Below are 1969 nucleotides of genomic sequence, written 5' to 3'. Positions count from 1 at the left end.
CACTAAGAGTGCTTTCCTCTCTAAGAATCTCTAAGACAATGTTAGCTTTTTCTTCTGGGCTCCAATTTCTTCTTTTTTTACTCATAGCTATATCATAACTTACTTTTAAAAATATGTGTCTAGTTTCGCGTAATCATTATAATAAACATTGGAATGGGCGGAACAATACAAAAATCAAAGCCAAAATAAATAAGATATTTTGAAAAAATAGGAGGAAATATGAAATCATTTAGGAGATCTATTAGTTTCATACTAGCACTGCTTTTAGTGTTCTCACCTTTATCAAGCTTAGGATATGCTTTTGCAGGTGAAGAAATAGAAGCTCAGACCATTGATGAAGCTTTGGAATTAGAACCAGAAGAAATACTAGAAACTGATGATGACGAGATACCAAGTGGTGATGAAAATCCTGGAGAGGCCGAAGAACCAGTAGAGGCTGAAGAGCCAGGAGAAGATGATGAAGCTGATGCAAATCTTGAAGAGCAGGCTACTGACCCAATAGTGGAAACTGAAGAGACTGGGAAAGACGACGAAGAAAACGCTGAACCATTAGAAGAGACCAGTGTTCAACTCTTTGCTTTAGGTAAACAAAGTAGAGATTCTTCGGAAGAAGGCACTGCAAAAGATCTAGGTAATATTTTTACGGGTGTTAGCATAGAAGCTAATAACGTTCAATTGGATCCAGATCATACTAATGAAATAGAGATTACCAGTGATCTAAAGCTAAAGGTGGAATTTGATTGGGAGATTGCTGATGATGTTGAACTAAATAATGGCGACTACGCACAGCTGCAGCTACCTCATATGCTTAGTGGAGTCACTAGTCCCGCTTCCGGTAATTTAATTGATGAAGAAAATAATAACGAAGTAGTAGGGACATATGAGATTTCTGATAGTGGTTTACTAAAAGTTGTTTTTAACGATAAGCTTGCTGGAGATATCAAAGATCGACATGGGAAAGTCGGCATGTTACTCAAGTTTGATGTATCAGTATTCGAAGAAGATATATATCAGGAGATAACCTTTGGAGAACCCATTGGCAAAACTTTTAAATTAAAGACAGAGCAAACTGGTACAGTTTATGATTTGAAGAAATTTGGGAAAGCAGATGCTCCAATCAACACATCATATATTGATTGGACAGTAGATGTTAATACTAAATTAGAGTCACTTACAAATGGAAGCGTGGAAGACCCTATTCCTGCTGGCTTAACTATTGACCCATCTTCTGTTGAGGTTTATGAACTAAAGGTTGGCTCAAAAGGTGATTTGACCGAAGGAAATAAGGTTACTAAATCCTATACTACAGATGGTGGTGTTTTAAAGGTTGACCTCGGTGCAACAGACAAGGCCTACCGTATTAAATTTAAAACTAATATTGATGGTAAGTTAAAAGAAGCCTACACCAATACTGCCATTTTAAAAGAGAATGGAGAAGAAAAAGCTTCAGCTAGCGCCGGCGTTGAAGGTCTTACTAGAGGCTCTTCAATTGAAAAACAGGGCTGGCAAAATACTAATGATAAAGACCAAATCATTTGGAGAATTTATGTAAATAAAGCTGAAGAAGCTCTTAATAATGTAAAGATCTTAGACAGCCTACCTGCTGGATTAACACTGGAAAGTATACACTACTGGCATTCAGATGCGGCTGGAAATTATGGGACCTATGTAGGAAAGGCAACAGAGTTTCCCCTTGTCCTTGGAGATATAACTGGGACCTATGTAATCGAAGTAAAAACAAAAATTAATTATGCCTATTTCGAGAACTACACAAAACAACTTACCTTCGAAAATACAGTGGATTTAGAAGTTGAAGGTGAAGTTATTGATATAATGATTACGCGAAACTAGACACATATTTTTAAAAGTAAGTTATGATATAGCTATGAGTAAAAAAAGAAGAAATTGGAGCCCAGAAGAAAAAGCTAACATTGTCTTAGAGATTCTTAGAGAGGAAAGCACTCTTAGT

1 protein-coding gene is annotated in these 1969 nt (G+C 36.5%); it reads left to right on the top strand.

What is annotated here, in order from left to right; all coding sequences use genetic code 11:
- Nucleotides 1-219 precede the first annotated feature (219 nt).
- On the top strand, nt 220-1851 hold the full coding sequence (locus GXZ13_08035) for a hypothetical protein (protein ID NLX75751.1): 1632 nt from the start codon (nt 220-222) through the stop codon (nt 1849-1851).
- Nucleotides 1852-1969 lie beyond the last annotated feature (118 nt).

It is taken from the genome of Synergistaceae bacterium (genome assembly GCA_012728235.1).
Lineage (GTDB): Bacteria > Synergistota > Synergistia > Synergistales > Synergistaceae > JAAYFL01.
The sequence above is the reverse complement of the archived record's forward strand: the minus strand, read 5'-3'. Positions and strand labels throughout refer to the sequence as shown.